The sequence below is a fragment of the Bacteroidota bacterium genome, assembly GCA_036522515.1.
Taxonomy (GTDB): Bacteria; Bacteroidota; Ignavibacteria; order UBA10030; family SZUA-254; genus VBOC01.
In genome coordinates this window covers 99,402-124,050 of record DATDFQ010000019.1, presented here as the reverse complement: position 1 = coordinate 124,050, position 24,649 = coordinate 99,402, and the positions used below count along the sequence as shown (strand labels likewise).

Sequence of the window (24,649 nt, the reverse complement as noted above, 5' to 3'; positions counted from 1 at the left end):
TGCTTGAAGCGAAGTTGGGAGTCGGTCAGCGGACGGTGAAGGTCCGGGTGATTTGCGTCTGGTTCTGCATCCGGTCCTTCATGGTGATCTTCAGCGCGTGTTTACCGCGCTCGAGGCGGTCGTCGGCCTGATACCATGCGTCATGATGTTCTCCGTCGATTTCGGGGATGACGAGCCCGTCATCAATGTACACCTTAATTTCATCGGTATCAACGCCGGAGAGATTGTCCCGGTACCGGAACCGGACGGAGGGTTTTCCTCTGGGCGCGGAGACCCTCAAGCGCCCGAAGGTGGGGGGTTCGTCGTCGGCGAGCACGGCGAGTTCGCCGAGCGTCCGGGTGAGCGTGGTCGAGTACGAGGCGCCCCCGTCGTCCGGCTTGTCGGTCCGGAAGCCCCAGCCGCCGGTCGACCGGAAAAAGAGGCCCCGGTGGCTGCCAGGCGGGGCGGGCCCGGCGGGCACCGAAACCCGGATCCCGCGATTGAGCAGCCGGTCCTGCGGTTCGAGAATGTACACCGTCGAGTGCTCATAATTTTCTCCCGTCACCTGGAGGAGAAGCGGCTTGTAGACGGCGCCGGAATCGTAGGAAAACTTCAGGCCCGGGCCCTCGGCGGTGAAAGTGCCGCGCCGGTCCGCGGGCACCGGGTAGAGGGTAAACTCGTCCCTCGTGGTCTGGGCGTTGCCGTTCGTTTCGGATTGCACCGTGACGATCCGCCGGCCTTCGATATGGTCGGACGGAACGAACGCCCCGGTGTATTTCGTCAGGTCGGAGGCCCACATCGGGACTGTTTCGGCGGTCGATCCCTCCTGCACAGTCACCTGGGGAGTCGATGTGAACAGTCCCGCAGAGTTCAGCGTGAATTGAACGTAATCGTCCCGGATATCGGTCTTCAGGCTGACGCTCCGCGCGGAATCGCGCGGCTTGCGAAGCACGGCAAAGATCGGAGGAGTTTCGGAACCCAATTTCGTCTCGGCCACGATCCTCAGGAGATCGTACCGCTTCGTATCGATCGGGAGCTCGATGCCGGTGGCGTCTGCCTCAAAGCTGCCGCGCCTGATCGTATGTTCGGCCCACGAGGTGCCCGAGAGCTTCCTGCCCGCGACGTGAAACACCTGGATCAGATCGAGGTCCTTCCCGTTGAGAACCACCCCGTCGTCGTCGACGCTGCTGACCGCGATCACCGGGCGGTGGTTTACGAGCAGCGTCCCGCTGAGCGTCGTGTGATTCCCCTGAAAATCCGACGAGACGATCCGGTAGGAGTGGGGGCCTTCGCTCAGGAGTTCCCCGTGGATGACGCCGGTCCCTTCGGGCTGATGGTTGTAGAACGGAAGAGAATTTCCCGGCTCGATATAGAGCTTCTGAAACTTTCCCCAGCCCTGAAGAATCATCGGCAGGTCGTAATCGAGATCGATTTCCTTGGTCTCGTCGGCGGGGACCTGGTCGAGCGATTTCACGAACGTCAGACTGTCGTCCAGGTACAATTCCAGCCGGTGAATTCCCGCCCGGCTCCAGGTTCCCTCCGAGCGGTCGATCACGTCGATCCCGAGTCCGATTGTGCCGTGGACGATCAATTTCTGCGGCACCGTAAGGCCCGCCCGGGTGCGGGCGAACCTCCTCACGATTTTCGGCTGCGGAACCTTGTCGACGCTCGAGCTGTAGGTGAGCGGGGAGAGGAGCAGCCGGTGGACCACGGGGGGAAGCCTGTCCGGAACCAGGAATGCCCCGGATAGCATCGGGTTGACGGGATTGAGATCCCTGTCCCTGATTTCAAAGTGAAGGTGCGGAGGACCGAACCCTGTGTCCCCCGTGTACGCCACGACGTCCCCCTTCTCGACGGTAATCGCTCCGGAATCCGGCCTCAGATCGATGGAATACGTCCCCCGGCGGTACTGCTCCTGCCGGACAAGCTTGTTGAGTTCCGGGCTGAAGGTCTTGAGGTGCGCATAGGTGGTGAAAAAGCCGTCCCGATGCCTCAGGTAGAGCATCTTGCCGTACCCGTCCGGGGTGATCACGATGCGGTAGACATACCCGTCGCGCGCCGCGAACACCTTGTAACCGGTATGGCCGTGAGTGCTGACGTCGATGCCTCCGTGAAAGTGGCTCGACCGGTACTCCGCGAACGACGAAGTGACGCTGGTGCTCGCGTCGGTGGGCCAGATGTAGTCGCGCGGATCGACCTGAGGGCGCTCCTCCGGGTTCTGGAGTCCCTGAGGCGCCGGCGCGAGGCCGGGGGGAGGAGAGGCGGTGTGAGCGCCGCCGGGCTCGTGCGGGGCGGCCGCGCACGCGAAGAGAAGCAAGAACAAGGAGCCGAAGCGGACCATTCGGGCGGAGGTCAACTTACGCGTTCCTGACAGGGTGGGAGATCCGCGCGAACCCGGTCAATTCCGCCTCGACGACGTCTCCATGCCTTACCGCTCCGACCCCCTCGGGCGTGCCGGTGAAGATCAGGTCGCCGGGTTCGATCGTGAAGATGGAGGAGATATATTCGATGACTACATCGATGCGGGAGATCATCGAACCGGTGGAAGCCCGTTGCCTCACCGAGCCGTTGACTCTGCAGCAGATGGTCTGCGCGTGCGGGTCCCCGAGACGGTCGGGGGGAATGAACTCCGAGACGGGGGCGGAGGTGTCAAATCCCTTGGCGACGCTCCACGGGAGCCCCCGCTGTTTGGCCTCCTCCTGGACGTCGCGCAGTGTCATGTCGAGTCCCACGCCGTATCCGAGCACGTGGCTGTAAGCGGCGCTCCGCGCGATCCGTTTTCCGCCTCTCCCTATCGCGACGACCAGCTCGACCTCATGGTGCGTTTCCCGGGAGATGGAGGGGATGACGATGGTTTCGCCGTCATGGATGAGGGCGGCACGGGGCTTGAGAAACACGATGGGGGTCTGCGTGATCTCAGCCTGCATTTCGCGCGCATGCTCGGCATAGTTTCTGCCCAGGCAAAATATGGTGCCAACCGGCAGCGAATCCTCATGTCCCCGAAGCGTGATCGTATGCATGAATCTGCCGAAAATATAGGGATAAATCGCCAGTTCCGCAATACTTTTCGCCGCCGTGCCAGAGGTCACAACCGGTTTATTTTTGTGTCCGATTATCACTATATTGTGCGCCGTTCATGAACTGAAGGTCGGACACGAGGGTGACGAAATCATACAACGAGGCAGGGGTAGGGATCAAGGCCGGCGAGGATCTCGTCCGCGACATCAGGGAAAAAGTACGCTCGACGTTTTCCGAGTCTGTCCTGGGAGATATCGGCGGGTTCGGGGCCCTGTATGACGCCGGGTTCGGCGGCCTTAAAGAGCCTGTCCTCGTCTCGAGCGTGGACGGGGTCGGCACCAAACTCAAGGTGGCATTCCTGATGGACAAGCACGACACCGTAGGGCAAGATCTCGTCAACCATTGCGTCAACGATATCGCGGTCTGCGGCGCCCGTCCCCTGTTTTTTCTCGACTATTTCGCGACGGGTAGATTGCTCCCGGCCGTCGCGAAGCAGGTGATCGGCGGAATGGTGAAGGCATGCCGTGAGAACTCGTGCGCGCTCGTCGGCGGGGAGACCGCCGAGATGCCCGGCTTTTATCGCGAGAACGAATACGATCTCGCAGGCATGATCGTGGGAGTCGCGGAAAAAGGCGAACTCTACGATAAGCAGAACGTTCGCGCCGGGGATTCCCTGATCGGGCTTCCGTCGACGGGGCTCCATACCAACGGTTTTTCTCTCGCCCGGGCCGTTCTGTTCGAGAAGTTCGAGGTGGAAGACTTTATCGACGAACTCGGAATGAGGCTCGGCGAATCGCTTCTCGCAGTCCATCGCTCCTACCTGAAGGCGATCCGGGCCCTCTCGGGAAAGCCGGAGGTGCATGGCATCGCTCACGTGACCGGGGGCGGAATTTCCGGAAACACGTCGAGGGTCATTCCCCGGAACCTCGGGCTCAAAATCGATTGGAAGCGATGGCCGAGGCCCGCGATTTTCGGATTGATCCAGAAGGAGGGGCGGGTGCCGGAAAAAGAAATGCGGGCGACGTTCAATCTGGGCGCCGGATTGGTCATTATCGCCTCGAAGGCCGGAACCGATCGCGTCATGAAGACGCTCCGGGCGGCCGGGGAAATCCCGTTTCTCCTCGGCGAGGTGTGCAAGGCCTGAACCGACTGAATACTAACCGCCGGAACCATTGTGGAACAGAGAATGTCATTTGAACACGCCAGCAGGCGACAGCCCGGCCGGGATCCCGGCCCGGGGCTGGAACAGTTCGTGGATGAATTGACGCTCGCGGAACGTTTGTCGACGCTGCACGACGTCGCACTCATGATCGACGAAGGGGAAAGCGTGGAGGAGATCCTCTCCCTTGTGCGCGCCGAGGCGAGGTGGCTGATGGGATTTCACTCCTGCTTCATCGCGCTTCTGAACCGCGCACGGACCCACTACGTCGTCAGGTCTCTTTCGACCGTGGCCGACGCGGCGGATCTCAACCACAAGCATTTCAGCATCGAGGAGGGCATTCCGGGGATGGTGATGAAGAGCCGGATGCCGTTCAGGTCTGGAGTCCAGACCGTCCGTGCGTTCAGCCCGGCCTTGGAAGGGAGGCTCGAAGACCTCGGCATTCAGTCGATTCTTGCGGTTCCGATGCAGACCGGGAGCGAAACGATCGGCTGCATCGTCTTTGGATCCGCGGACCAGGCGGGATACACGGAGGAGGATCTCGCGATCGCGCGTGTCTTCGCCCACCACTGCGCCGTGTCGCTCAAGAATTCGACCATCTTCGAAGACGCGGGGAAACGGATTTCCCAGATAGAGCTGATCAACGAGATCACCCACCGCCTCCGATCGATGCTGGACCGTGAAGAGCTCCTCCGGGTGGCGGCGGAAGCGATTCAAAAAACGTTCAACTATTGCGACGTGGCGATCTTCCTGCTCGATGAGGAGAGGAGGCACCTCGTGCTCGAGGCCCATTCCGGAAGCCATGGCGACGTTCTCCCCCCCGGATACCTGCAGGACCTCGAAGCCGGAATCGCCGGATGGGTCGTGTCGCACGACGAGAAGGTGCTCTGCAACGACGTGTCGCAGGATCCCCGGTACATCTCGCCCGCGAGCCCTGAAACGAAGTCGGAGCTGGCGATCCCCATCAGGGTGGAGGGGCTGGTCGCCGGCGTGCTGAACGTGGAAGACCGGAAGCTCCACGCGTTCGACGAGACCGACGCGGTGGTCCTGGAGACGCTCTGCGAGCAGCTCGGGAGCGCGCTCAAGAACGCGCGCCTCTACGAGGATGTCCAGCGGACGAACGTGAAGCTGGTCGATCTGGATAAGATGAAATCGGAATTCCTCGGAATCGTTTCACACGATTTCCGTTCCCCTCTCTCGAGCATCATCCTGGCGGGAAAAGCCCTGCTGAAGCATGAAGACGTCCAGAAGGTGAAGCGGTTCAAGGATTATCTTCAGATCATCGTCGACCAGGCCAACAAGCTGAACCAGCTTGCGGAGGACACCCTCTCGATCACGAAGATCGAGTCCGGCAAGCTGAGTTACGAGTTCAAGGTCGTGAACGTGGAGCGCCTCATCCAGGACGCGATCTCGATGATCCGGATTTCGAGCCGGCACACGATCTCGTTCGAGGTCGAACCGAACGTCCTCTTCATCAAAGCGGACCAGGCGAAGCTGAGGCAGGTGGTGCAGAACCTGATCGGCAACGCCGTGAAGTATTCGCCGCGCGGCGGCGCGATTTCCGTTTCGGCGCGCGAACACGAGACGGATCAGATGCTCCTCAGGGTCTCGGACGAAGGAATCGGCATCCCGGCGGAGAAACTCGATTCTCTCTTCAGGAAATTCTCGCGGGTCGACACCGGCGAAGGGAGCCAGATCAAAGGCGCGGGGCTCGGGCTCTGGATTTGCAAGGAAGTCGTCGAGGCGCACGGCGGGACGATCTGGGTCGAGAGCGAGGTCGGCAAGGGGACGAGCATCCTCTTCACCATTAAGAAGGCGCCGTAGCCCGAGGCATCGGTAGCCGCAAGCTTTAGCTTGCGGGATTCCGGAAAGCAACGAACCCAGCCGTCATCAAATTGCTCACTTGCGTGCGGTTCGATCTTCCCGCTGCAGTTCCTCCAGGCGCCCGATCACCTTTTCGTTGAACTCCTTCCAGCCGGGCAGGTCGGCCCGGTAGTACTCCAGTTCGCTTTGCATCTGCCCGCGGGTCACCCCGTAGGAGGCGCAGACGCTGTCGGTTCTTCCGATCACCGCCACCGAGTCGGCTCCCCGTATTCGCCCCTCTTCCTGGATGACAAGGATGCGCGCATAGAGATCGACCATCTTCGCTTCCGGAACAGCGCGTGCGGGTGCGCGCACGCCGGAACAGGAGAGGCCGGTGAGTATTGCGACGCAGACCGGGATCAGCAGGGGCAGGACAAATTTGGGAGGCATGGGCATCAGTGTAGCAATAAGCTCCCGGAAATGCAATCCTGCGACGCTACCGGGGCCTCGGTGGTGTCTCAATTTGGCCAAACGTCCCTCCACCTCGTCATGCTGACATGCTCCTGGTCAGCATCTTTCAACTCTTATAAAGATCCCGACCTAAAACATGTCGGGATGACGAGATAAGATGAAACTGCGGCACTACCGGACGCCCCGTTACCTTGACTTTCAGCCGTCTTCTTCGTATCTTTTCACGGTTCCTCAGCGATTTCAGGTTCCTATTTCACCACCAGGAGATGTATGGCTACGACGACGGATTTTCGGCCGGGCATGGCGATTCGCATGGATGGAAACTTGTGGACGGTAGTCGAGTTCCAACATGTGAATCCCGGCAACTGGCGTGCCTTCGTGCGTGCGAAGCTCAAGAGCCTGAAATCCGGAAAGGTGATCGAAACGCGGTTCCGCGCCGGAGAAGCGGTCGATGCGGTCCGGATCGACACGAAGGAGTTCCAGTACCTCTATCACGACGGGTCCGGCCTTGTCTTCATGGATAAGGAGACATACGACCAGATCAGCGTTCCGGATGAAACCGTGGGTGAAGGAGCTCGCTTTCTCAAGGAAGGCGAAAGCGTCGATATCATGTTCAACGGGAGTGAAGTGATTTCTCTTGAAATCCCGATCACCGTCGAATTGAAGGTGCTCGAGACTCCTCCGGGTGTACGCGGCGACACGGCAACGGGAGCCCAGAAACCCGCGAAAGTTGAGACCGGCGCGACTGTCAATGTCCCCCTCTTCATTAACGAAGGAGACAAGATCAAAGTCGACACACGGTCGGGCAACTACATCGAACGCGTCAAGGCCGACTGAGTTTCCGGCCGGCTTCCGACAGGGATATCTCCACTCCATCAGTTCACAACCGCAGGATCCGCTTGTCCATCATTTTCCACCGGTGACGCAATGGACTTGGCCCTTTTGAAAAGATTGGTCCGTATCGTCGAGCGAAGCAGCGTGGATGAGATCGAAGTTGAGGAGGAGGGGCTCCGGATACGAGTAGCGAAGAATTCCCATAACAATTCGGCGCCTCCGGCAGCGCTGCCGGCCGCCGCGATCGCGGCCCCTGCCCTCGACGGGCACGCCGGCGCGGAAGCCCCCGCCCCGGCCGCCAGGGCGGAGGAAACCCACCATCAGATACGGTCACCCATCGTAGGAACCTTTTACCGGGCTCCGGCCCCCGACGCCGATCCCTACGTCGAGGTCGGCGGTATCGTGCAGCCGAAGACCGTGCTCTGCATCATCGAAGCCATGAAGCTTATGAACGAGATCGAATCGGACGTGTCCGGGCGGATCGTCAAGATCCTTGTGGAGAACGGGCAGGCAGTCGAGTACAACCAACCCCTCTTCCTGCTCGAACCCGCGTGAGAACCCCTCTCCCCGCCTCGCTCCGTCCGGAGCGGACCACTCGTCCGTAGGACCGGTGCCTCGTGTTCAATAAAGTCCTCATAGCCAACAGGGGCGAGATTGCGCTCCGGGTCATCAGGGTGTGCCGCGAACTCGGCGTCAAAACCGTTGCCGTGTATTCCGAGGCCGACCGTCTCTCGCTCCACGTGAAGTTCGCCGACGAGGCAGTCTGCATCGGCCCGCCTCCCAGCAGGGAGAGTTACCTCCACATCCCCCGCATCATTTCCGCCGCAGAAATCACCAACGCGGACGCGATCCATCCCGGCTACGGATTCCTCGCGGAGAATTCGCAGTTCGCCGAGATCTGTGAGTCGTCCGGGTTGAAGTTTATCGGACCCTCGCCGGACGCGATCACCGCGATGGGGGACAAGTCGCTTGCCAAAGAGACGATGCGCAAGGCCGGAGTCCCCGTCATCCCCGGCAGCGAGGGGGTCGTGAAGGAGTTGAAAGAGGGGCTCGAGGTCGCGACCGCGGTCGGATTTCCGGTGATGATCAAGGCCTCCGCCGGGGGCGGAGGGAAGGGGCTCCGCATCGCCCGCGATCCCGTGGAGTTTGAAAAAGCGTTCCAGATGGCGAGCACGGAGGCCGGCTCCTCGTTCGGAAACGCCGATCTCTACATCGAGAAGTTTGTGGAAAACCCGAGGCACATCGAGATCCAGGTGTTCGGCGACCGGTTCGGCAACGTCGTCCACCTGAACGAACGCGATTGCACGATCCAGAGGCGGCACCAGAAGCTGGTCGAGGAATCGCCCTCTCCGGTCGTCGACCCTGATCTGAGGGAGAGGATGGGCGCGGCCGCCGTTAAAGGGGCGAAGAGCGTGAAGTACGAGGGCGCGGGAACGATCGAATTTCTTCTCGATCACGACCGGAATTTCTATTTCATGGAAATGAACACCAGGATCCAGGTGGAACACCCCGTGACGGAGCTGGTGACCGGTTTCGACCTGATCCGCCTCCAGTTGCAGGTTGCGGCCGGGGAGAGGATCCGCAAGAAAGAGTTCAAGCCCCGCGGGCACGCGATGGAATGCAGGATCAACGCCGAGGATCCCGACCACGAGTTCCGGCCGTCCCCCGGGGAGCTGAAGAGCTTCCACCTGCCCGGAGGCTACGGCGTCAGGGTCGATACCCATTGCTACGCCGGGTACCATGTCCCCCCGTTCTACGATTCGCTGATCGCAAAGCTGATCGTATTTGCTCCGACCCGCGCGGAGGCCGTTCAGAAAATGTCCGGCGCCCTGGAGGAGTTCACCGTCGAGGGGATCCACACCACGATCCCGTTCCACCGGCGCGTCATGAAAAACGAGGTGTTCAAGAGCGGCAATTACGACACCGGGTTCCTGGAGCAGCACTACTACCGCGACTAGCCCGGACGAGTAGCACTGACGACCACCAACCACGAGAACATGCAATGACATTTCCCGAGCAATTGAAGTACACCAAAGATCATGAATGGATCCGTCTCGACAACGGCATCGGAACCGTCGGGATCACCGACTACGCTCAGGGTGAGTTGGGAGATATCGTGTTCGTCGAGCTTCCCGCCAAAGGGAGGAAGTTGAAGCAGGGGGAAAGCTTCGGAACGATCGAGGCGGTCAAGGCGGTCTCCGACCTGTTCGCCCCCGTCTCCGGAGAGGTCGAGGAGGTGAACGCCGAGCTCGAAAAATCACCCGAGCTGATCAACAAGGATCCGTACGACGGCGGCTGGATCATGAAGGTCCGGATCGCAGTGAAGGGTGATGTCGACAAGTTGCTCGGGTCCGGAGAGTACCGCGCGTTGATCGGCAAGTAATCCCGCCCCCGTTTTTCCATGAATCGCACTCAACTCTCTCTCGGCCGCCCGTTTGCAGGGCGCCACATCGGGCCCTCGGCTGAAGAAATCCGGCTGATGATCGAAGAGATCGGATTCTCTTCGCTCGAAGAATTCATTAAGAGCGCTGTCCCGTCCCAGATCCGAACCCGATCGCCGCTCCGGCTCGACCCCGCCCGTTCCGAGGAACAAATCCTGGCCGAGCTCACGGAAATCGCATCGATGAACAAGATCTACCGGTCGCTCATCGGGATGGGGTATTCCGACACGGTCACTCCCACTGTCATTCGGAGAAACATTCTCGAGAATCCGGGCTGGTACACGGCCTACACTCCCTACCAGTCGGAAATTGCGCAGGGACGTCTGGAAGCCCTCCTGAATTTTCAGACCGTCGTCTCCGATCTTACAGGGCTTCCGATCGCCAACGCCTCACTGCTCGATGAGGCGACCGCCGCGGCGGAGGCGATGAGGATGTTTCATGCGTTCAAGGGCCTCTCGACGGGAGGGACCTTCTTCGTATCCGATTCCTGCCATCCTCAGACGATCGGGGTGATCCGGACCCGGGCGCGTCCGCTGGGAATCACGGTCGTCGTGGGCGATTTCAATACGTTCGAATTTTCAGACTCGGTGTTCGGCGCCCTCGTGCAGTACCCGGCGACAGACGGCGCGGTCTACGACTACCGGCCGTTTTGTGAGCGCGCCCACCGCTCCGGGGCGCACGTGGTGGCGGCTGCCGATCTTCTGAGCCTCGCCCTTATCACCCCCCCGGGCGAATTTGGGGCCGACGCTGCCGTCGGGAACACACAGCGCTTCGGCGTCCCGCTCGGCTTTGGCGGCCCGCACGCGGCGTTCTTCGCGACGAAAGACGAGTTCAAGCGGCTGACACCCGGCCGGCTGATCGGCGTCTCGGTAGACTCCCTCGGAATGCCGGCGCTTCGGATGGCGCTCCAAACGCGCGAACAGCACATCCGCCGGGAAAAGGCGACCTCCAATATCTGCACGGCACAGGTTCTTCTCGCGGTCATGGCGGGCATGTACGCGGTTTACCACGGCCCCGCCGGCCTTCGGGGGATCGCCCGCAGGATCCATCATCTGACAAAGAGCCTCTCCGAAGGGTTGAAACGCCTCGGTTACACGCTCAAGCATGACGATTTCTTCGATACCATCAGTGGCGAAGCAGACGAGAGCCTGATGCACTACCTCGAAGCGGCGCTTCACTCGGAGAAGATCAACATCCGTTGGTACGACGACCGGTCGTTCGGGATCTCGCTCGACGAACGCTCTTCGGCGGCGGAAGTGGAAACACTCCTCGAGGTTTTCTCCCACAACAGGAGGGGTACGGTTGACGCCGGAGAACTTTTCAAACGTACGGCGCCCGAATACGAGGGAGCCCTGCGGAGAGAGTCGGAATTCCTGACCCACCCGGTGTTTCATGTCCATCATTCGGAGACGCAGGTCCTCCGTTACATCCGGTCGCTTGAACAGAAGGACCTTTCCCTGACGACGAGCATGATCCCGCTCGGGTCCTGCACGATGAAGCTGAACGCAACGACCGAGCTGCTCCCGGTCACCTGGCCGGAGTTCAGCGCGCTTCACCCCTTCGCGCCTATGGACCAGACCGCGGGGTATCTGGAACTCTTCAGCCGGCTGGAAGCCCAGCTCGGTGAGATGACCGGTTTCCCCGCAATCTCCCTCCAACCGAATTCGGGCGCCCAGGGGGAGTACACCGGCCTCCTGGTGATCCGGGCGTATCACGAGTCCCGCGGAGAGGGGGGACGCAACGTCTGCCTGATCCCCGCTTCCGCCCACGGCACCAACCCTGCGAGCGCGGTGATGGCCGGCATGCGGGTGATCGTCGTCCAATCGCGGGAGGACGGGACCATCGACATCGAAGATCTGAAACAGAAAGCCGCCGATCACAAAGCCGACCTCGGCGCCCTGATGGTGACATATCCTTCGACACACGGGGTGTTCGAAGAGGGGATCAGGGAGATTTGCGACATCGTTCACAAGAACGGCGGCATGGTTTACATGGACGGCGCGAACCTGAACGCGCAGGTGGGCCTCTGCCGTCCGGCGGAACTCGGAGCCGACGTCTGCCACCTCAATCTTCACAAGACTTTTTGCATCCCGCACGGCGGGGGCGGCCCGGGCATGGGGCCGATCGGCGTCGTGGAAAAACTCGCGCCCTTTCTTCCGTCGCATCCCGTCGTTGAAGTCGGGGGAGCGCGCGCGATCGGGCCGGTTTCGGCCGCTCCGTGGGGAAGCGCGGGAATCCTGGTGATCTCCTGGGCGTACATCGCGATGATGGGCGCAGAGGGGTTGACCGAGGCGACCTCCATCGCCATCCTGAACGCGAACTATATGGCGAAGCGCCTGCAGGACCATTATCCGATCCTCTACCGCGGCGGCGCGGGGACGGTGGCCCACGAATTCATCCTCGACGCGCGCCAGCTCAAGGCGACCGCCGGCGTCGAGGCGGAGGACATCGCGAAGCGCTTGATGGATTACGGATTTCACGCCCCCACCGTCTCGTTCCCGGTGGCGGGGACGCTGATGATCGAGCCGACGGAGAGCGAAGACAAGGGGGAGCTCGACCGGTACTGCGAGGCGTTGATCGATATCCGCCGCGAGATTGAGGAGATCGAGCGGGGGAGTGCCGACAAGATCGACAACCTGCTCAAGAACGCGCCCCATACGGCGGGGATGATCGCGGCGGATGATTGGAAGCATCCCTATTCGCGCGAACGGGCGGCATTCCCGGCGCCCTGGACCCGGCAGAGAAAGTTCTGGCCGGCGGTCGGCAGGGTGAACAGCGCGTACGGAGACCGCCACCTTGTCTGCACCTGTCCTCCGGTGGAAGAGTACATCGAAGTGGAGCATTGAGTCCGGCCCGGCCCAGGCGGATTCTCCCCGTTCTCGTTCTCTCCCAATTCTTCGGGACGTCACTCTGGTTTGCGAGCAATGCGGTCCTGCCGGACCTCCAGCGGCACCTGGGGATCGGCGGCGACCTCCTTGGCGTCACGACCTCCGCCCTGCAGTTCGGTTTTATCATCGGCACATTTTTCTTTTCGCTTGCCTCCCTCCCCGACCGGGTCTCGCCCAGGACTCTCTTCAGCATCTGCTCCTTTTCCGGCGCGCTTTTCAATCTTGCCCTTCTCTTTTCGCCGGGCGGGCTTCCTTCTGTCATCCTCTTGCGCTTTCTCACCGGCGTCGCTCTTGCCGGCATTTACCCGGTGGGTATGAAGATCGCCGCCGGGTGGTACCGCGAGGGGCTGGGCAACGCGCTCGGCCTGCTCGTCGGCGCGCTCGTGCTCGGGACGTCGTTCCCCCATTTGATCCGGAGTAGCGGCGGGACGATCCCGTGGCAAATCGTGCTCGTCTCCGTATCGGCGGCGGCTGCCATGGGGGGAATCCTGATGGAGGTGCTGGTCCGGGACGGGCCCTACGATACCCGGGGAGCCAGATTCGACCCGGGATCCCTGCGCGTGATATTTCGATCGAAGAAGCTCCGTTCGTCGGCGTTCGGGTACTTCGGCCACATGTGGGAGCTTTATGCGTTCTACGCTTTTCTGCCTCTGGTGCTTGCGGCATACCGGACTGGAGGAACAGGCATCAACGCCTCATTCTGGTCGTTCGCAGTCATCGCGGCCGGGAGTATCGGGTGCGCCGCCGGCGGATTCCTCTCGGCCCGGTGGGGGAGCGCGAAGGTGGCATGGGTTCAGCTCTCCGTCTCAGCGGCGTGCTGCCTTTTCTCTTCCTTCTTCTTCGGGCTGGCGGAAGGATGGTTTCTCGCGCTCATGCTTCTCTGGGGGATGACGGTCGTCGGAGACTCCCCCCAATTCTCCGCCCTTGTCGCGAGGCATGCGCCCGAGGGCCTGACCGGGTCCGCGCTCACGATCGTAACCTCGATCGGTTTTTCGATCACGATCGTCAGCATCGAACTTCTCTCGTACCTTTCATCATCGGTGCCGGCGGAGTACCTGTATTCATTTCTTGCGGCGGGTCCAGTCATCGGATTGATTTCTGCCCGCCGGCTCGCATGGGATGATCCTGCGACCTGATGGTCGCGCGCCTATCCTCGTTCCCACGCTCCGCGTGGGAACGCATCCCGCGGCGCTCTGCGCCGCAACCCGGCCGGGACCGGTAGCCGCAGGCTTTAGCCTGCGTTTGTTCGGTTTTGTTCCTCGTTCCCACGCTCTGCGTGGGAACGCATACCGCGGCGCTCTGCGCCGCAACCCCGTTGGGACCGGTAGGCGCAGGCTTTAGGCCGCGGTGGAAACTCGCCGGTGTTTTCCGTATACTGAGACTACTTTCAACGCAATGCGCCACCCGGAGATCATACTCGTCCTCGATTTTGGTGCCCAGTACTCGCAGCTCATCGCGCGGCGGGTCCGGGAACTCGGAGTCTATTCGGAACTTCAACCGTTCGATCTTTCCGAAGAGAAAATCCGCAGCATGCACCCGAAAGGCATCATCCTCTCCGGCGGCCCCTCCAGCGTCTACGCGGATGACGCGCCCCATCCGGCGCCGGGGTTGTTCGAGCTCGGCATCCCCGTCCTCGGGATTTGCTACGGTCTCCAGGTGATCGCGCAGAATCTCGGAGGGCAGGTGGATCCTGCCGCGCGAAGGGAGTTTGGAGCCGCTGAACTTGTGATCGACAGGCCGGGAGAGCTCTTCGAGGGGATCCCGAACGAACAAAATGGAAAAGGGGGTCCCCCCGCGACCCGGGTCTGGATGAGCCACGCAGATCACCTCGTGAAGATGCCTCCGGGGTTTGAATGCCTCGCCCATTCGAACGGTTCCCCCATCTGCGCGATCGGAAACAGCGAGCGGAAGATCTATGGAGTGCAGTTCCATCCGGAGGTCGAGCACACCGTCAAGGGGAGGGAAATCATCCGGAATTTCGTCTTCGGGATTTGCGGCTGTTCCGGCGGGTGGAACCCGGGCTCGATCATAGAAGAATCAATCCGGGATATCCGGGCGGCGACGGGGGATCGCAACGTGATTTGCGCGCTGAGCGGAGGGGTCGATTCCTCCGTCCTTGCCGTCCTGCTTCACCGGGCGATCGGGGACCGGCTCTATTGCATTCATATCGACAACGGCCTCATGAGGGCGGGAGAGAGCGAGCTGGTCCTCAAGGTCTACCGTGACAGCTACCATTTCCGTCTCGACTACGTGGACGCGACAGAGAGATTTCTCGGGGAGTTGAAGGGAGTCACCGACCCCGAACAGAAACGGAAGATCATCGGAAAGACGTTTATCGAGGTCTTCGAGCAGGAGGCGCGCACGATCGGAGATGTCGGCTTTCTGGGCCAGGGCACGCTCTACCCCGACGTCATCGAGTCCACTTCCTTCCGCGGGCCCTCCCACACGATCAAGACGCACCACAATGTCGGAGGCCTCCCCGCAAAGATGAACCTCGGTTTGATTGAGCCGTTCCGCGAGTTGTTCAAGGATGAGGTTCGGGCGGTGGGGAGGGAACTGGGACTTCCCTCTGAATTGATCGGACGGCATCCGTTCCCCGGTCCCGGGCTGGCGGTGAGGATCATCGGGGAGGTGACGCCGGAAGATTTGGAAATCCTACGGGCCGCCGACAAGATCTTTGTGGACGAAGTGCGGCTCTCGGGGCTCTATGATACCCTCTGGCAGGCCTTCGCAGTGCTCCTGCCGGTACAGACGGTCGGCGTGATGGGCGACCAGCGCACCTATGAGCGTGTCGTGGCCCTCCGGGCGGTGACGAGCCAGGACGGGATGACTGCCGGATGGGCTCCGCTTCCTCACGATCTCCTTGCGCGGGCTTCCAGCCGGATTGTGAACGAAGTCAGGGGGGTGAACCGGATCGTCTACGATATCAGTTCGAAACCCCCCTCGACCATCGAATGGGAGTGAGCCAGTCACGCGACCTGAAGGTCGCGCCTACCGAACGAGCAACATCTTCCTCACCTGGATAAACGACCTGGAGTGTTCTGAGCTCCCCGTCGCCTCCAGCCGGTAAAAATAGACACCGCTTGCCAGCCCTGTTCCGTTCCAAACCACCGACTTGAATCCCGCTTCCTCTGATCCGTTCACGGGCACAGCGACTTGCCGGCCGATCGGATCGTAGATTCTGAGGATCACCCTGCTCGCGACGGGCAACTGATACTCTATCACTGTCGCCGGATTGAACGGATTCGGGTAATTCTGAAGAAGAGCAAATTCCTTCGGAAGTTCTCTGCCGGCCGTCGAAGAAAGGAGAAGACGAGGAAGCGTTCCCGCATCCGCAAGCTCGGCTTTGCCGCTTCCGGCGAGGCTTACATTTTTTCCATCAAGCTGCAAGACCGGATGGAGGGACTGGTCTGAGATCGTCCAGCTCACCGCAACCGGATAGTTCGCCGATGAGACCAGGATCGGGAGAGTCTTCTCGTGCTGAGGCTCGCCGACCTCCAGCATCCGTTGAGTTGAAAAACGGACGTCGAACGCGCCCTCGGGTCCTACGGGCGGTAGCTCGAATTGCCGCATGTCAAGATTCCCCCCGGAGCCGAAATACAAGCGCTGTTCGCTTCCCGCAGCATCCCGGAACACGACTGAATTGAAACGGTTCAGGAGGGAAGAAGGCGGGGAGGCCTTTGCGTTACCCGTCACGGCAGAGAGAATCAACTGGCCCGGACCGCTTGCCTTCACCCAATAGGCACGGAGCGGCCTGAGGCTGTCGGCGACGCGGTATCCGCCGGCGTAATCGAAGAAGCGGCTTGTGACGATACCCGGAGGAATCGAAGCCACCGAGGTGGCGCGAATCGGATAACTCAATGCACCGATCATATTCCATCCCGCAGCCAGAGCAAGCGTATCCTCTTCGACTTCGGCGCCGACGATCTGCACGTGCTTCGGGGAAGGATATCTCAGCCAGTAACCTCTCCCCATTGTCAGATGCGGTTCGACCGCATATCCCGCGTCGTATGAGAATGCCGGCGAAGATGCACCGGGAAAGAGCGAGTCCTTGAGATCGTTATCTGCCAGAAGCGGCACGGAAACCATGTTCCATTTTTCCGGCAGGCTGTCGACTATGCACGGTCCGCGCAGGAGCTGCAACGTCGTTTCATTGGTCCCCGGCGGCACCTCGGATTGGTCATAGTCAAGCTGAACCGTTGAAGTCGCCCCGCCCCCGCCTGAAGATTTGAGAACGTATTCGCGGTTGACGACGGCTACCCCGAGGGCAGAGTTGGGCTGTGGGACACCAACAGCCCATTTGGAGAAATGCGTTACGGATCCCGCCTTGACGGCGTTTCCCGCCGTATCGTTCGCACCGCCCACCACGAGCCAGTTGAGACGGAAGGAGGGAGGCGCCGTATCCGGCAGCGTCGTCACAGTCATGTCGGTCGGGTAGGTCCCTGTCCCGTCGAATTTGATGAACGACTTGGGTGACTCAAACCGGTACGCGGTGGTTTCAGCCTGCAGGATCGCCCGCTTGATCGAACCGGCCGGAACCGTCCCGTTGCCGGTCAGCGCGCCGGGCGACGAGTCGGTGATGGTAATTGTATCCTCCAGCCGTTGCTTGAGAGAATAATCGAGTGTCAATTGGTGCGCAACCGTAATATTTCCGATCGAGATAAGGCTGTCGCCCTCGATCTGAAGGTCGTAAAAGTTGGTTCCCCCCGCGGTCTTTGCCTCGGTGCTCATGATGACCTTCGGGTTGTTTCCGGCGAAGGTGACGGTTGAGTGCCCGGCGTGAAACGTCCCGTTGTTGATGAAATCGGCGTAATCAACGATGCCGCCCGTGTCGCTCGCAGCCGTGATGTCAGTCGTTCCGAGAGGCCCGTCCGGGAACTGGATCGTTCCTCCCGGATCGATCTGAATCGATTTCGTTACGGTGAGTACCAGAGACGGATCAGTGCAGGTAAGGCTTCCGCCTCCCTGCACTTTCAGATAGAGAACGGACGCGCTCGGGAGAGCATCGAGGACGACAGCCGTATTGGCGGGAATAATCGCCGGTGTGGTGGGTCCCGGAACCTGACCCCCCGCCCAGTTGGAAGGCGACGACCAGTTTCCGTTGGGAGGGCCGGTGTAGACGACGCTGGCGATGTCGCCGAAGTCGTTTCCGGTCGAGGTATCTCCCTTGAAGATGGTGACCGTAAGATTTCCGACTGCCGGAGGATCGGTCTGAATCCAGGAGGGCTGCTGTCTCTCGAGGAGGATGTACTGCCCGGCAGTGAGGCCGGAAAAATGATAATGGCCTGATGCATCCGTGAGCGTTGAATCAAGAGTGGCCTCAAACTGGTCTTTCAGGACAATCCTCCAGTTCGCGAGGTTCGTATCTCCCGGGTCTCGCTGTCCGTCGCCGTCGAGGTCATTGTAGACGGCCCCGGCGATCACGCCCGGCGAAGCGGCGAAACTATCAGGCGGATCCTGATAATAGCCTACGCCGTACGAGTTTTGGGTGATCACGCGCCAGTAATACCAGGGGTTTCGATGAAGCCCCGGGATGACGCGCGACGTGGCATGGGTGGAGTCGGTAAAAATCGTGTCCGTGAACCCGCGGTTCGTGTCCACCTGAACCTTGTAGAAGTCGGCCCCGGGTACGGAGGCCCACCGGAGAGTATCCTGTACGGGCCTGTTCGTGGTGCCGTTCAGAGGCGACAACAGCGTCACGACAGGCGGGCCCGGAGAGATCTTCGGATGGTAAACATACATGAAGAACCCCTTGTGCAGGGGATCGACAGTGTAGGTGCTGGTGTTGGGATCGAAATATTGCTCTCCGGAATAGGTGTACGTCGAGTCCTGCGTCATGTCGACATGAACGTTCGGCCCGGCCGAAGTCTGAAGATTGTCCGAGATATCCCGAAGGATGATGCTGTCCGCGTAAGCAGACAACACCGAGGGCCAGGAAAGTATCTGCGGATGGGTGTAGAGATAGAGGCTATCCCCCAGAAAGTTCTGGTCCCCGTTGAACGAGACGATAAAGGTATCGACCATCGACGGGCCCGTGTAGGGGTGGAGGTTTACGAAGACGGTCCCGTTGTCGTTGAGCTTCTGCCGGACGTTGTTAATGCGAAGCTCCTGAAAGAATCCGAGCGGCGGGGAGGGGAATTCCCTCACGTAGGGAGTGTCTTCCTGTGTCCAGTGGTCCTTGAATCCGAACATCAGGGCAGTGTCGATGCCCAGCGTGGCTCTGGGATGGAAGCCGAACGCGGCCTGCGCTGGCTTGTGCGTCAGGCTGTCGGTGACGGTCAGATAGACCCTCCACCGGGCTGAGTCTGGAGCTTGAGAGCGCGCGGCGCCGGACAGGAGCATTTCACCGGCGAGGAAGAGGGCAAGGAACACCTGGCGAGATCGAAATTTCATGCGGTACTCTCAGAAGTAAACCACCGCTCCGGATCCGGAGCCATGGGAAATTTGAGAACGAAAAACACCGGCATGCGACGAGTACCCGACCCCGCGTACTACGGCACACCGATCCTGATATGGACAGATCGTGGAATGTCGCCGGGTACGGCCCATCAATCTCCGCAGCCCCCATCCGCACCGGCGAAGGCCGAAAGATAGAAAAGACTTCTTTCAATATCAAGCCGGTTGAGAATGGGGCGGCTACCGAATTGGCTGAAGACCCGGTATCCGCAAGCTTTAGCTTGCGTGATTTTTCTCGTTCCCACGCTCTGCGTGGGAACGCAGTCCGCGACGCTCTGCGCCGCGACGAGGTTGGGACGCGGAGCGTCCCAATATGCATTCCGCCGCAGAGCGGCGGAACGAGAAGAATGGGAGTGACCGACCTGCGCAACCTGAAGGTCGCGCCTACCGAATCTCTCTCGCTCCTTAAAAGTACCCAACGGACGCTGATTTGCTGGCGATTGCAAGGCAGGAATAGGGCTTCCGTCGCGCCGGGGATCATGTGCCCTGCGTCATGCGAATCAGGTGACGCCCCTCATAATTTCACCCGCCGCTTTCCCGCTTTACCTGTTTGAGTTTTTGGGGGTATTGACTCTTGAACTCGTCCATGGTATATTTCTCCTGTACCCTTCTCGATGTATCCTTCTTGCTTTAACCGAAGTCTCGCAATCGTCAATTTAGAGGAACTAGTGCTCATACGGTTCTCGATATTGCTCAAAGGTGTGCTCTTTACGACGCTTTCGGTAATCAGCGTGGCGGTCTGCCTTGCGCCGCTCTCGTCGGGCGACATCTTGAGGATTCGGGGAGAACAAAGGTTTGTGGATCAACTTGCCTCCGCCCCTTCCACCGAGCCCGCATTCCCCGGCCTTGAGAAGTCCAGTTTCGAGGCGGTAAAGACCTATTCCGCCATGTATGGTGTCGATTTCCGGCTCATTCTCGCGATTATCAACCAGGAATCGCGATTTGACGGGAAGGCGTTGAGCGGACGGGGTGCGAGAGGTTACATGCAGATCATGCCGGTCACGAACTCTGAGCTGAGGGAAGAGCTTGATCTCCCCGACCCCGAACTTCCCCTCCAAAACATACGAGCCGGAGTCTATTACTTCTCCAAACTCTATGCTCTCTTCCCGTGCGCGGGGGAGAACGACCGTCTTTCTCTGGCGCTCGCAGCATATAACGCGGGCCCGGCCCGCATCTATGACGCGCAGGAGCTCGCAGCGTACGTCGGGGAAGATGGACAACGCTGGAGTTCCGTGCAGAGCATTCTGCCGCTCCTCTCCAAACGTTATTATTCGCTCCATGAAACCGTCTGGGAGGCCGGGCGGCCTCCGAGCGGTTACTTCGGCGAATCCCGCCAGACAATCGGCTACGTCCGCGCCGTTCTCAAGAGCTACGCCTTCTATCAGTCGGTCATGTAGCAAGCGGCACACCGGAACATTTTTTTCCGGATGCGTCTGCGATTTTACTTGACAGGCTGAAGGGTCTTTTCTATATTAGGCCCGGAATCAGGACCAGGTCGGGAGGTGTTTTTTCACTTCGGTTAATGCCCCGGAAGCGTGTACGAAAATTCCAGGATGCCCCGTAGGTGACAGTCATCCTGTCGGGGGCACCGGGGGTATTCAATTGCTCGGGAGGCGGTTCGGGTACTCTTCGGTGTCTTCGACGTTATTCGCGGGATCGGCGGGCTTTCTCAGGGAAGAAGAATCGCGCTCGCGATAACCGTCGTCCAAAGTCCGTTCTTGTCTCCCTCCGCCGATTGCGTCACGTTGTAGGTCTTCACGATCTTTCCGCTCATCTTGTAGAGCTTTTCCCGCTCGTCCCATCCGGTATCGGCGTCGAATTCCACACCGAGGGTCGTGGCCAGCATCGTGGCGGCAAGGTCTTCGGCATACTCTCCCGCGCGCTCATCGGTCTCGCCGTACGGATGATGTTCGGAGAGGTATCCGTACTGCGAACTGTCCGCCGGGGTCGCGACGCCGAGCGAAGCCGCGATCAGCCGGTTCGGCTCGTTGGTAGCGTTCCGCGCCATCACCGCAAACGTAATCTGCCCGGCCTGGAGCAGGCTGAGGCCGTCTTCCGGCGGCACCCGCTTGCAACCGGCGGGGTAAATACTGGAGACGGTCACGAGATTGCATTTCTCGATTTTCGCGTCGCGCAGAGCGAGTTCGAAGGACTGGAGATAATCCTTGTGGCGGCCGACTCCTTTGGTGAAAAAGATCTTTGTGGGAACGTACACTGACGGGACTCCTCAGAAGATGAATAGGATGGAAGAAACGGAAGAAAAAGAGCCCGGCTCGGTCTCAGCCGGCATATTCGCGGCGCATATGTCGCTCGGCATCGCGCTTGGCGATTGCCTCTCGCTTGTCGTAGTCTTTCTTTCCCCGGGCGACAGCCAACTCCACTTTTGCGACTTTCTTGTTGAAGTAAATTCTGAGCGGAACGAGGGTCAGGCCCTTCTGCGAAAGCTTGCCGAACATCCGGCGTATCTCCTGCTTGTGGAGGAGGAGCTTCCGGTCCCGTTTGGGATCGTGATTGTTGATGTTCCCCTTTTCGAACGGGCTGATATGGAGCCCGATCAGCCAGACTTCCCCGTCCTTGACGACCGCGTATCCGTCCTGCAGATTGGCGTTTCCCTGGCGCAGGGACTTGACCTCGGTGCCCTTCAGGACGATGCCGGCTTCGTAGCGGTCGATGATGAAATAATCGTGCGCCGCCTTTCGGTTCCTGACAACGATCTTTTCATCGGGGGTAACGGAGGTCATCGTAGTTTGAACTCGGCGCATGCAATGATACGGAATTCAGCGCAAAGATGCAATAACCGGAGTCACCGGAGACGGTTTCAGTGAAGGCGATTTGGCCTCCCCGCGTGCTATCATAAGGGGGGCTGTTGCGGAGGCCTCTCAGGCGTTGCCGCGAGTGGACCAGTGTTGACTGTTCATCTGATTACCATGAGTTTCCTTGTTTCCGAAAAGGAGCCCGACCGCACGCGGTAAAAATAAATGCCGCTTGAGACACCCGATGCGTCCCAGGTCCTTGTATACCGGCCGGCTTCAAGCTCTTCATCTACCAGCACCCCGACAACCTCCCCGAGTGTGTTAAACACCTTGATCGACACCAAACCGGCTCGAGGAATTGAAAACCCGATCGCTGTGCTCGGATTAAAGGGATTCGGGTAATTCTGCTCGAGAGCAAACTCTTGCGGGATTCTCGTGTTCGGGTGTCCCGCGGCCGCATCATCCGGTGCCGGAGGCGGATGTTCTTCATTCAGCACAATGTTGATACGGTTTGCCGGTGCCGCCGACCCGCCTGATGAAAGAATTAACTTTCCGCTCTGGCTCACCTTGACCCAATACCCCATTCCCGGTTGAAGCATATCACTGACCTGGTAATGACCGGCGTATCCGAAGAACCGCGAGGTCTGAATCCCCGGCGGATCCGAACCAATCGACCCGACGGGGACGGGCGAGGTGATCGACCCGATAAGATTCCATCCTGCGAGAACGTCGAGCGAGTCTGTCGTGAGAGTGTCGCCGAACCAGGGGACTAGCTGGGAGGCACCACACCTGAGCCAATAGCCTCTTCCATTCGCCAGCGTGTCCTTCGCGAGGTAGCCTCCCTGATAAGCGATCGCACCGGAGGTGGCCCCTGGAAAAAGAGTCGTCTTGCGGAAATCATTGACCTTGAGGGGGACGGAGATAAGGTTCCATCCCTGGCCAAGGGTTGTGCTATTTTCTAGTAGCTCAAACAGCGATCGCCGCCAGACTCCGCCGCCGGAAGTGCCTGCGAAGAGGTTTGTGTCTGAGACGGCAAGGGCCCGGACAATCCTGTTGGTCAAGCCGGCGTTCACCTCCGTCCAGCTCGTCCCGTTGTCCGTGGAAAGAAAGACGCCTCCCCCATACGTACCGGCGAAGAGGATTCCCGAGAAGCTGGAGAGGGCCGTGACGACACTGTTGGTCAAGCCGGAATCGACGGCAGTCCAGACCGTGCCATTGTCCGTGGAAAGGAAAACTCCTCCTGCGGTCCCGGCGAAGAGATTTGTGCCGGAGACGGTAAGGGCAAAAACAGTATTGTTGGCCAAACCGGAATTGACCGGATTCCAGTTTGTGCCGTTGTCCGTGGAGAGATAGACGCCCGTGCCACCGGTTCCCGCGAAGAGATTCGTGCCCAGGACTGCAAGGGCATTCACATCATTATTCGGCAATCCAGAGATGATCCGGGTCCAGGTTGTTCCGTCATTTGTGGAGAGCGAGATCCCGTTACCCCCGGCATAGATATTCGTCCCCGAGACCGCAAGGGAGTAGACGAAGACACATCCAGATCCGACCGCCGTCCAGGTTGTGCCATCATTGGTGGAGCGGAAGACGTCGCCGCCATACGTTCCCGCAAAGAGTTTCGTGCCCGAGACCGCAAGAGACTGGACCTCGGTATTGGGGGTGTGAATAATGGTCAGTCCAGAGTTGACCGTCGTCCAGCTGGCGCCGCTGTTACTGGAACGAAAGGCGCCGCCGTCAGTTCCGGAAAAGAGATTCGATCCCGAGACGGCGAAGGCGCGGACAGAGGTTCTGCTCCCGCCGGAATTGACCGCCGTCCAACTTAAGCCGTTGTCGGTGGAAACAAAGACTCCGGCGCCAAGTGTTCCTGCAAAGAGATTTGTTCCCAGGACGGCAAGGGCCTCGATACCAGGATTGGTCAGACCGGAATTGACCTCCGTCCAGGTTGAACCATCGTTGGTGGAACGGAAAACGCCGGCATCAGTTCCGGCAAAGAGATTCGTGCCCGAAATGGCAAGGGAATAGACTGAAGTACAGGTCAAGCCGGAATCGACTGCAGTCCAGCTCGTACCATTGTCGGTGGAAAGAAAAACCTCGCCGCCAAACGATCCGGCAAACAGATTCGTACCCGAGACGGCGAAGGCCTTAAACCCAGAATGGGTCAATCCAGAATCGACCCCAATCCAGCTGGTGCCATCGTCGGTTGAAAGGAAAATGCCGGTACCAGTTCCGGCAAATAGATTCGTGCCCGAGAGAGCGAGCTCATAGACATGATTATCGGTTAAGCCGGAATCGACCGCACTCCAGTTGGCGCCGTCGTCGGTGGAACGAAAGACCCCGTGCCCTATTGATGCGGCAAAGAGACTCCCCGAGCCGCCGGAAGCGAGAGCCCCGACATTGAGCGCAGTCAAGCCTGAATTCACCGGCCCCCAGCTTGTACCGTTATCGGTGGAAAGAAAAACACCGCCATTCGCAGTTCCGGCGAACAGATTCGTGCCCGAAACGGCGAGATCTTGGACATAGAGATTGGTCAGGCCGGAATCGACCGCAGTCCAGCTTGTGCCGTTGTTGGTGGAAAGATAAACCCCGCCGCCATACGTTCCCGCAAATATTTTCGTCCCGCTCACCGCGAGGGAATAGACGTAACCGCCGTAGGGTCCGTCAGTTTGCACCCATTGGCTGTGTGCTGCGCCTGAGGTCAGAATTGATAGCACGATACAAACGAATGCCGTAGAGACTTTACACATTTTCATAACTCCATTCTTGAGATTGGTGGAAAGAACTTCCGTTCCTGAAGCGGTTACGAAGCGATGTCGGATGGACTCCTTGCTGAAGGAATGGTAAAGCCCC

17 protein-coding genes are annotated in these 24,649 nt (G+C 59.9%); 10 read left to right on the top strand and 7 right to left on the bottom strand.

All coding sequences use genetic code 11. The features are described from left to right. Nucleotides 1-25: 25 nt before the first annotated feature. Both VI215_03135 and VI215_03130 read right to left on the bottom strand, forming a co-directional pair. A complete protein-coding gene (locus VI215_03135) occupies nt 26-2,335 on the bottom strand; it encodes a M23 family metallopeptidase (GenBank protein ID HEY6191300.1) in 2,310 nt (769 codons plus the stop codon). Between the two features lies 1 nt (nt 2,336). Next, a complete protein-coding gene (locus VI215_03130) occupies nt 2,337-3,068 on the bottom strand; it encodes a fumarylacetoacetate hydrolase family protein (GenBank protein HEY6191299.1) in 732 nt (243 codons plus the stop codon). Between the two features lie 71 nt (nt 3,069-3,139). Here VI215_03130 and purM point away from each other — a divergent pair, with 71 nt between their 5' ends. Then, nucleotides 3,140-4,141, top strand: a complete 1,002-nt coding sequence (gene purM, locus VI215_03125) for a phosphoribosylformylglycinamidine cyclo-ligase (protein HEY6191298.1) — start codon at nt 3,140-3,142, stop codon at nt 4,139-4,141. A 42-nt stretch (nt 4,142-4,183) separates the two neighbouring features. After that, complete coding sequence (locus VI215_03120) at nt 4,184-5,980, top strand: GAF domain-containing protein (protein HEY6191297.1); 1,797 nt, start codon at nt 4,184-4,186, stop codon at nt 5,978-5,980. Between the two features lie 75 nt (nt 5,981-6,055). Here VI215_03120 and VI215_03115 read toward each other — a convergent pair whose 3' ends face one another. Next, nucleotides 6,056-6,409, bottom strand: a complete 354-nt coding sequence (locus VI215_03115; protein ID HEY6191296.1) for a hypothetical protein — start codon at nt 6,407-6,409, stop codon at nt 6,056-6,058. Between the two features lie 291 nt (nt 6,410-6,700). Between VI215_03115 and efp the strand changes: the two genes are divergently transcribed. From efp to guaA, 7 genes are all read left to right on the top strand, one after another. Next, on the top strand, nt 6,701-7,267 hold the full coding sequence (gene efp, locus VI215_03110) for an elongation factor P (GenBank protein HEY6191295.1): 567 nt from the start codon (nt 6,701-6,703) through the stop codon (nt 7,265-7,267). Between the two features lie 90 nt (nt 7,268-7,357). Continuing rightward, complete coding sequence (gene accB / locus VI215_03105; GenBank protein ID HEY6191294.1) at nt 7,358-7,819, top strand: acetyl-CoA carboxylase biotin carboxyl carrier protein; 462 nt, start codon at nt 7,358-7,360, stop codon at nt 7,817-7,819. A 62-nt stretch (nt 7,820-7,881) separates the two neighbouring features. Next, nucleotides 7,882-9,222 carry an acetyl-CoA carboxylase biotin carboxylase subunit gene (accC, locus tag VI215_03100; GenBank protein ID HEY6191293.1) on the top strand — a complete coding sequence of 447 codons (1,341 nt, stop codon included), beginning with the start codon at nt 7,882-7,884 and terminating at the stop codon, nt 9,220-9,222. Between the two features lie 44 nt (nt 9,223-9,266). Then, nucleotides 9,267-9,647 carry a glycine cleavage system protein GcvH gene (gcvH, locus tag VI215_03095; GenBank protein HEY6191292.1) on the top strand — a complete coding sequence of 127 codons (381 nt, stop codon included), beginning with the start codon at nt 9,267-9,269 and terminating at the stop codon, nt 9,645-9,647. Nucleotides 9,648-9,665: 18 nt separating this feature from the next. Beyond that, the gene (gene gcvP, locus VI215_03090; protein ID HEY6191291.1) at nt 9,666-12,551 is read left to right on the top strand and encodes an aminomethyl-transferring glycine dehydrogenase; all 2,886 of its coding nucleotides are present in this window, start codon (nt 9,666-9,668) and stop codon (nt 12,549-12,551) included. Further along, nucleotides 12,548-13,729, top strand: a complete 1,182-nt coding sequence (locus VI215_03085) for an MFS transporter (GenBank protein HEY6191290.1) — start codon at nt 12,548-12,550, stop codon at nt 13,727-13,729. The genes gcvP and VI215_03085 overlap by 4 nt, the downstream gene beginning before the upstream one ends. Before the next feature lie 259 nt (nt 13,730-13,988). Then, entirely contained in the window at nt 13,989-15,557 is a 1,569-nt protein-coding gene (gene guaA, locus VI215_03080) for a glutamine-hydrolyzing GMP synthase (GenBank protein HEY6191289.1), read from the top strand. Nucleotides 15,558-15,584: 27 nt separating this feature from the next. Here the strand turns inward: guaA and VI215_03075 are convergent, their stop codons facing one another. Then, entirely contained in the window at nt 15,585-18,986 is a 3,402-nt protein-coding gene (locus VI215_03075) for an SdrD B-like domain-containing protein (protein ID HEY6191288.1), read from the bottom strand. Nucleotides 18,987-19,717: 731 nt separating this feature from the next. Here VI215_03075 and VI215_03070 point away from each other — a divergent pair. Beyond that, nucleotides 19,718-20,446, top strand: a complete 729-nt coding sequence (locus tag VI215_03070; GenBank protein HEY6191287.1) for a transglycosylase SLT domain-containing protein — start codon at nt 19,718-19,720, stop codon at nt 20,444-20,446. Between the two features lie 272 nt (nt 20,447-20,718). On the opposite strand, the gene VI215_03065 is transcribed toward VI215_03070, so the two are convergent. From VI215_03065 to VI215_03055, 3 genes are all read right to left on the bottom strand, one after another. After that, nucleotides 20,719-21,264, bottom strand: a complete 546-nt coding sequence (locus tag VI215_03065; protein ID HEY6191286.1) for an arginine decarboxylase, pyruvoyl-dependent — start codon at nt 21,262-21,264, stop codon at nt 20,719-20,721. 64 nt (nt 21,265-21,328) lie between these two features. Next, nucleotides 21,329-21,790, bottom strand: coding sequence for an SsrA-binding protein SmpB (smpB, locus tag VI215_03060; GenBank protein ID HEY6191285.1), 462 nt, complete (start codon nt 21,788-21,790; stop codon nt 21,329-21,331). A 173-nt stretch (nt 21,791-21,963) separates the two neighbouring features. Beyond that, entirely contained in the window at nt 21,964-24,546 is a 2,583-nt protein-coding gene (locus tag VI215_03055) for a T9SS type A sorting domain-containing protein (protein ID HEY6191284.1), read from the bottom strand. Between the last annotated feature and the right edge of the window lie 103 nt (nt 24,547-24,649).